The sequence below is a fragment of the Plesiocystis pacifica SIR-1 genome (assembly GCF_000170895.1).
GTDB classification, from domain to species: Bacteria; Myxococcota_A; Polyangia; order Nannocystales; family Nannocystaceae; genus Plesiocystis; species Plesiocystis pacifica.
Map to the genome: position 1 here is coordinate 1 of NZ_ABCS01000199.1, position 7,680 is coordinate 7,680.

The following is a 7,680-nucleotide window of genomic DNA, read 5'->3' on the forward strand; positions in this document are numbered from 1 at the left end:
AATGACCCGCTCGACGACAACTCTGGACGCCACCGGACACCAATGTCGTGGTGCATTCGCGCCAGGAATTTCGGATCGGGACGGAGTTCGGCGAGAATTCCCACACTTTCGCGCGAGTGCGAGCGATCGCACGCTTGGTTTGAGAGTTGCATCTCTTCAGCCTGCAACCGCGGCACCTCCCGCGAACGAGGCCCCCACCATGGCACGTCCGTCGATCCACCAACCCCGCAAGCGTCAACGCCCCCGCACCGAGCGCCCCGTGCTCCAGCTTCCGCTGGCGCGCCCCATCGAGCGCGAGCCGCGGGAGCCGACCCAAGAGCGAGAGCCCGAGCGCGGCGTCGCGGTGATCGACTTTTTCATCTGAGCCGAGCGCGGACAGAAGCAGGTGGACCCGGCGCTTTGGGGGACCCGTCTGGGAACAGAGGGATGGCATTCGTGCCGTCCCTCTTTGCGTTGGTTGGCTGGATGCGCCTCGGTGAGCGGGCCGCGGCGTCGTGATAGCGTCAGCCCGTGGCGAGCGATCAGCCTGCACCGCCGACCGCGATCTCGGACCCTGGACCGGAGCTGCGCCAGCACGGCTACCGCCTGGTGGTGCTGTCGGGGAGCATGCGCGGACACGAGATCGACATCACCTCCGAGGTCGTGCGCATCGGCAAGTCGCGGCAGTGCGAGGTCACCCTGCCCGACGAGTCGGTGAGCCGAACCCACGCCGAGCTGCGCCGCGAGGGCGACTCCTACCGGCTCCTCGACCGCGCCTCGACCAACGGCACCTTCGTCAGCGGCTCGCGCATCGCCGACGCGTGGCTGCGGCCGGGCGACGTCATCGGCCTGGGCAAGATCGAGCTGCGCTTCGTGCCTCGGGAGGAGCGGACCAAGGTGCTGCCGAGCGAGCGGACGCGCTTTGGCCCGGTGATCGGGCCGAGCATCGAGATGCGCCGGGTGTTCGGCGTGCTCGAGCGGGTCGCGGACAAGGACGTGACGGTGCTGCTGACCGGCGAGACGGGCACGGGCAAGGACCTGCTCGCCCGGGCCATCCACGAGGCCTCGCCGCGCCGGGACCACCCCTTCGTGATCGTCGACTGCGGCGGCGTCGACGGGGAGGCCCTCGAGGTCGACCTGTTCGGGCGCCCCGAGGGCATGGGCCGACGCGGCGCCGTCGAGCTGGCCGCGGGCGGGACCTTGTTCCTCGACGAGGTCGCCGACCTGCCCATGGAGCTCCAGCCCAAGCTGATGCGCATGCTCGACAGCGGCCGCTTTCGACGGACCGGCGGCGTCGAGGAGGTGGTCGCCGACGTCCGGGTGATCGCCGCGAGCCACCGCAACCTCGCGGACCTGGTCGAGGCCGGGGAGCTGCGCGAGGACCTCTACTTCCGGCTCTCGGTGGTCTCGTGCGAGATCCCGCCGCTGCGCGAGCGTCGCGAGGACATCCCCACGCTCATCGAGGTGTTCTCGCGCCGCCTGCCCCCGGGGATGTGGAGCGCGCCGAGCCCCGAGGCGATGGCGCGGCTGATGGGCTACGACTGGCCCGGTAACGTCAGAGAGCTGCGCAACGTGGTCGAGCGCAGCGCCTACCTCAACCAGGACGGCGGCATCGACCTGGTGACCACGCGGGAGCTCGAGGCCGAGGAGCCCAAGGTCGCCTTCGACCCCACGCTGACCTTCCGCGAGCAAAAAGAGCGGGCCGTCGAGCGCTTCGAGGCCGCGTACCTGCGCTGGCTGCTCGAGCGCGCCAAGGGCAACATCTCGCGCGCCGCCCGAGAGGCGGACATGGACCGCAAGTACCTGCACAAGCTGCTGCGTCGCTACGGCATCGACGCCAAGCACTACGCCAAGTGAGCCTGGGTGGAGTGATCTACCATCCAGGGGTGTCGGCGAGCCCAGGGGAGCAGGCAGGCGGGCGCGCGTGGGTCCACGCGGGCGGTCGCGTCGCGCTGCCCACAGGGCGCTGCCGCGTCATGGCGATCGTCAACGTGACGCCGGACTCCTTTTTCGACGGGGGGCGCTGGTGGGACGGGCAGGGCGAGCTCGGGGCGGCGACCGAAGCCATCGTCGCCCAGGCTCGGGCGTGGGTGGACGCCGGCGCGGCCGTGCTCGACGTCGGCGGGGAGTCGACGCGGCCGGGGGCGGAGGCGGTGTCCCACGACGACGAGCGCGCCCGGGTCGTCCCGATCATCGCCGCGTTGGCGGGGAGCTTTCCCGCGGTCGCGATCAGCGTGGACACGCGCCACGCCGAGGTCGCCCGCGCGGGCCTCGAGGCGGGCGCGACGATCGTCAACGACGTCAGCACCCTGGCCGACCCAGGCATGGCGAGGGTCGTGGGTTCGGCCGGCGCGGGGCTGTGCATCAGCCACATGCGCGGGATCCCCGAGACCATGCAGCGCGACATCGCCTTCGACGACGTGGTCGCGGAGGTCGGCGACGAGCTCGCGGCCGCGGTCGAGCGCGCGCTGGCGGCCGGCGTGACGCGCGAGCAAATCCTGGTCGATCCGGGCGTGGGCTTTGGCAAGAGCGCGGAGCAGAGCGCCGCGCTGGTGTGCGCGAGCGCGACCCTCGAGGCGCGGACCGGCTGCCCCGTGTTGATCGGGGCGAGCCGCAAGAGCTTCCTGGGTCGGCTGCTGGGCAAGGGATTGAGCCTGCCCGTGTCCGAGCGCGGCCTCCCGAGCGTGGTCGCGGCCGCGCTCGCGGCGGAGCACGGCGCGGCGATGGTCCGGGTCCACGACGTCCTCGACACCTGCCGGGCCATGGACCTGCACGCCGCGATGCTCGCGGCGCGCCTCGAGCGAGGGGAGGGGGCGCGGTGAGCGTGCCGGAGCTGCTCGCCGCGCTCTCGTGGCGTGACCTGCTCGACTTCGTGCTGCTCTACGCGGCCTCCTACGCCGCGCTGCGCCTGCTCGAGGGCACCCGGGCCGTGCCGGTGCTCGTGTTCGTGGCTGTCCTCGCGGCGGCCGGCTGGGCCGCCCGGGAGCTCGACATCGTCGGCTTTGGCCTGCTGCTCGAGGCCGTGCTCGAGTACATCATCATCATCCTGATCGTCGTGTTCCACCCGGAGCTGCGCCGCCTGCTGGTCCGCGTGGGTCAGCGGCTCATGCCCGCGGCGCGGCGCGAGTCGACGGCGAGCGCCGTGGATGCGCTGGTCAGCGCCTGCGGGCGCCTGCAGCAGGCCAAGATCGGCGCGCTGATCATCCTCGAGGGCGAGCTCGACGTGCTCGAGGTCAGCAGCGACGCCGGCGTCGAGATCGACGCGCCCTTGCAGGCCGAGACCCTCGTGGCCCTGATGGTGCCCCACGCGATCAACACGGCCCACGACGGCGCGGTACTGATCCGAGAGCTGCGCATCGCCCGGGCTGGGGTGGTCCTGCCCCTGTCCAAGCGCGAGGGCCTCGATCACTGCTTTGGCACGCGCCACCGCGGGGCCCTGGGCATCAGCGAGGACAGCGACGCCCTGGTGATCGTGCTGTCCGAAGAGCGCGGGGAGCTGCGCGTGGTCGAGGGCGGGGCGATGAGCGAGGCCCTCGAGCGCGAGCAGCTCCAGGCCCGGGTCGAGGCCTGGCTCGAGCGCCCGCTGGGCGAGGACGAGGCGCGGGCCGAGGGCAGCGGGGTGTCGGCGGCGGTGTCGAGCTCGATGTCGGCGGTGATGCAGAGCTCGCCGGGCCACCGGCGCAGCTCGAAGCCCAACCGGGAGGCCGAGAGTGGACGCTGAGGGCAACGCGCTGACGCGCGTCGGCGCTGCGCTGACGCGCAACTGGGGCACCAAGCTGATCGCCTTTTTCCTGACCTCGGTGGTCTTCGTGGTCACCCGCGGCGAGGTCCAGCGCAGCTTCACCGTGCCCCTCGAGCCCGTCGCCGATCCCAACCGCGTGCTGCTCACGGACCTGCCCGAGACCGTCGAGGTCTCCGTCCACGGGCCGTGGGCCAACGTCAACCGCCTCGACGCCGAGGCCCTCGGCGCCATCCCCTTCGACCTCACCGACGCCCGCCCGGGGCCGATGGTCCTCGACCCCGCGGCCGTGGTCATGCCCCCGGGGGTGGTCCTCGAGGAGCTCGACTACGACGCCGTCGACCTGCGCTTCGACGCCATCGTCGAGCGCCTGGTGCCGGTCCTCGTCGAGCTCGAGGGCAAGGTCGGGCGGGACTACGAGCTGCGGCCCACGGCGCTCGAGCCCGAGGCGCTGATGGTCCGGGGGGCCCGCTCGCGCTTCGAAGGTCTGGGCGAGCTCGACGCGGGCAAGGTCGACATCAGCGGCCTGACCGGGAGGCTCGAGCGCGAGCTCGACGTGCCCGCGCCGGGGCCGGGGCTGCGCTTCGTGGGCGCCGAGGTGGGGGAAGGGTCGAGCGTGCGCCTGATCGTCGAGGCCACGCCGACCCGCGGCGAGCTGGCCCTCGAGGTCGCCGTGGAAGAGCTGCTGCTGAGCGCCATCGACGACGCCGAGGGCCTCCCCCGGACCGAGCGACTGACAATCCGGGGGCCCCGGGCGGCGCTGCGGCGGATCGCCGCCCTCGAGGCCCCGCTGGTCGCCCAGGTCGGCCTCGAGGGCCAGCCCCGCCGGCGCTCCGACGCGCGCACGGTGACCCTGACCTTCGGGTGGAGCGCGGGCGTGAGCGAGGCCGACCGCGAGATCCTCAGCTACGAGCCCGAGGTGGTGCGCCTGCGCATCTCCTCCGCCGGTGTCGAGACCGAGACGCCCAAGGGCGCGGAGGAAGACGCGGAGGCGGGCTCTGAGCCCGGTCTCGCGCCCGGGGGCGACTGAGCTTCGGGCGGGGGAGGGGCCCCGCTCGCGGTGCAACCTTTTCGAGCTCCGGGCTTTTGGCTATCACTGGCCCGTGTCCAAGCAACGCAAGCTCTTTGGCACCGACGGCATCCGCGGCCGCGCCAACGTCCACCCGATGACCCCCGAGGTGGCGATGCGCTTCGGCATGGCCGTGGCGGCGCACTTCGGCCGCGAGGGCAAGGTCGTCGTCGGCAAGGACACGCGGCGCAGCGGCTACATGTTCGAGATGGCCCTGGCCTCGGGCCTGTGCGCCCTCGGGGTCGACGTCATGCTGACCGGCCCGCTGCCGACCCCGGGCGTGGCCCACCTCGCCAGCTCGATGCGCGCCGACGCGGGCGTGGTCATCTCGGCCAGCCACAACCCCTTCGAGGACAACGGCTTCAAGCTCTTCGCCAACGACGGCTTCAAGCTGCCGGACACGGTCGAGAGCCACATCGAGGCGCTGATGGAGCGCGGGGCCGTGGACGATCGCCTGGCCCACGGCGAGAGCATCGGCAAGGCCTGGCGCCTCGAAGACGCGGGCGGGCGCTACATCACCCACGTCAAGCACGCGCTGCCCCAGGAGTACGAGCTCGACGGGCTGCGCATCGTGGTCGACTGCGCCAACGGGGCGGCCTACAAGATCGCCCCGGCGGTGTTCGAGGAGCTCGGCGCCGACGTGGTCCGCACGGGCGTGCGCCCCGACGGGACCAACATCAACGCCGGCGTCGGGGCCATGCACCCCGAGCACCTCTCGCACATGGTCCGCGAGTACCGGGCGGACATCGGCGTGGCCCTCGACGGGGACGCGGACCGGGCGGTGGTCTGCGACGCCAAGGGCAAGATCGTCGACGGCGACGTGCTGCTGGCGATCATCGGCCGGGACCTGGCCGAGCGCTCGGCCCTGCGCGGCAACGCCGTGGTCGCCACCGTGATGTCGAACATTGGCCTCGAGCGCAGCCTCGCCGAGGTCGGCGTCGGCCTGCACCGCACGCCCGTGGGCGATCGCTACGTCGTCGAGGCCATGCGCTCGCGCGGCTGCAACCTCGGCGGCGAGCAGTCCGGGCACATCATCAGCCTCGACCACTCGACCACGGGCGACGGCCTGGTCTCGGCGCTGTCCCTGCTCGCGGTCATGGTCCGGGCCGAGCGCCCGCTGGCCGAGCTGGCCGCGGTCATGACCCGCTACCCGCAGGTCTCGCGCAGCTACCTGGTGCCCCGCAAGGTTCCCCTCGGGGAGCTGACGCGCCTGGCCAAGGTCATCGCGGGGGTCGAGGAGCGCCTGGCGGACGAGGGGCGCGTGGTGGTCCGCTACTCGGGCACGGAGTCGAAGCTCCGGGTCATGGTCGAGGGCGGCGACGAGCGCAGCATCACCGAGCAGGCCGAGGAGATCGGCGACGCGGCGGTGGCCGAGATCGCGGCGAAGGTGGGCTGAGCCATGGACCTGGCGCCGCCGCAGCTGTGGACGGCCGCGGACGCCTCGGGGGCGGACCGCTACACCATGGACGTGCTCGGGGCGCCCTCGCCGGTGCTGATGGAGCGGGCGGCGCTGTGCGTGAGCGCGGAGGTCGAGGCCCTGGCCGCGTCCTCCGCGGTGCGCGTGGAGGTGCTGTGCGGCCCGGGCAACAACGGCGGGGACGGCCTGGCCGTCGCGCGTCAGCTGTGGGCCCGGGGCTACACGGGAGTGCGGGCGGTGCTGGCCACGGCGCGGCGCAACGACGCGGCCGAGGCTCAGCTGGCCTTGGCCCGGGCCTACGGCGTGCCGATCGTCGACGCGCGCGCCTTCGAGAGCGGGCCGCTGGGCTCGGGCTCGCCGATGATCCTCGTCGACGCGCTGCTGGGTACGGGCAGCCGCGGCGCGCCGCGGGGCGGGGTCGCCGAGGCTTTGGCGTGGGCGACGAGCGTCCGCGCAGCGCAGCCCGTGCAGGTCGTCGCCGTGGACGTACCCACGGGGGTCGACGTGGACTCCGGCGCGGTCTCGAGCGACGCCGCGCTGGCGGCCGCTTGCACCGTGACCTTCCAGCGCAGCAAGCCTGGCCTGCACCTGACCCCGGGCCGCGCCCTGGCGGGTCGGGTGGTCGTGGCCGACATTGGCCTGCGCGCGCGACCGGGGCTGCGAGCTGCGGGCGAGCTCGTCGATCCGCGCGCCGTGGCGAGTTGGCTCGGAGGCCTCGGGAGCGCCGCCCACAAAGGTCAACGCGGGCACGTGGGTGTGCTCGCCGGGGCCGCGGCGACGCCCGGGGCCGCGCTGCTCGTGAGCGTGGCGGCGCTGCGCATGGGCGCGGGCCTGGTGACCCTCTCGGCTCGAGGCGGCAAGGGCCCACTGCTCGCGCCGCTGGTCGCCGCCCGCCCCGAGCTGATGTTGGCCTTCGAGGGCCCCGAGGAAGCGCCGACCCCCGGCGCGGGGGTGCTCGTCGTGGGCCCCGGCCGGACGGACTTGCTGACCGGCGCGGGCGAGGGCGCCGAGCTGGCCCAGCGCCGCGCGGAGCTGACCGAGCTCGATCGCAGCGACCCGCGGCCGATGGTCTGGGACGCCAGCGGCCTCGAGTTCATGGCCTGGCTGTTCGGCGAGGCTCGAAGCGCCGGGCCGCGGGTGATCACGCCGCACCCCGGCGAGGCGGCGCGCTGCCTGGCCATGGTCGAGCCCGACGCGGGCTGGACCAGCGCGCGGGTCCAGGCCGACCGCCGCGCGGCCGCGAGGGCGCTGGCCGAGCGCAGCGGCGCGACGGTGGTGCTCAAGGGCGCGGGGACGGTGATCGCCGAGGCCGAGGCCGGGACGGGGGCGCGCTGGGCCGTGTGCCCGCGGGGCAGCGAGCGCCTGGCCACGGCGGGCTCGGGCGACGTGCTCGCGGGCGCCATCGCGGCCTTGCTGGCCCGCGGCCTCTCGCCCTGGCAGGCCGCGGCCGCGGGCGTCCACGTCCACGCCGTCGCG

At 73.7% G+C, this 7,680-nt stretch carries 7 protein-coding genes; all 7 read left to right on the forward strand.

Going from position 1 to position 7,680, the window contains the following annotated elements; all coding sequences use genetic code 11:
• Positions 1 to 199 precede the first annotated feature (199 nt).
• Positions 200 to 364, forward strand: a complete 165-nt coding sequence (locus PPSIR1_RS48955) for a hypothetical protein (RefSeq protein WP_157596519.1) — start codon at positions 200 to 202, stop codon at positions 362 to 364.
• A 146-nt stretch (positions 365 to 510) separates the two neighbouring features.
• Positions 511 to 1,836, forward strand: a complete 1,326-nt coding sequence (locus PPSIR1_RS40875) for a sigma 54-interacting transcriptional regulator (RefSeq protein ID WP_006977216.1) — start codon at positions 511 to 513, stop codon at positions 1,834 to 1,836.
• Between the two features lie 29 nt (positions 1,837 to 1,865).
• Positions 1,866 to 2,801 (forward strand): dihydropteroate synthase, encoded by a 936-nt coding sequence (gene folP / locus PPSIR1_RS40880; protein ID WP_232296643.1) that lies wholly within the window; start codon positions 1,866 to 1,868, stop codon positions 2,799 to 2,801.
• Positions 2,798 to 3,700: a diadenylate cyclase gene (locus PPSIR1_RS40885; protein WP_006977218.1), complete on the forward strand. Its 903-nt coding sequence runs from the start codon at positions 2,798 to 2,800 to the stop codon at positions 3,698 to 3,700. Before folP ends, PPSIR1_RS40885 begins: the two co-directional genes overlap by 4 nt.
• On the forward strand, positions 3,690 to 4,748 hold the full coding sequence (locus tag PPSIR1_RS40890) for a CdaR family protein (protein WP_006977219.1): 1,059 nt from the start codon (positions 3,690 to 3,692) through the stop codon (positions 4,746 to 4,748). The genes PPSIR1_RS40885 and PPSIR1_RS40890 overlap by 11 nt, the downstream gene beginning before the upstream one ends.
• Before the next feature lie 73 nt (positions 4,749 to 4,821).
• A complete protein-coding gene (gene glmM, locus PPSIR1_RS40895) occupies positions 4,822 to 6,183 on the forward strand; it encodes a phosphoglucosamine mutase (RefSeq protein ID WP_006977220.1) in 1,362 nt (453 codons plus the stop codon).
• A gap of 3 nt (positions 6,184 to 6,186) precedes the next feature.
• Positions 6,187 to 7,680: bifunctional ADP-dependent NAD(P)H-hydrate dehydratase/NAD(P)H-hydrate epimerase (locus tag PPSIR1_RS40900; protein WP_006977221.1), on the forward strand; the 1,494-nt coding region annotated here is incomplete at its 3' end.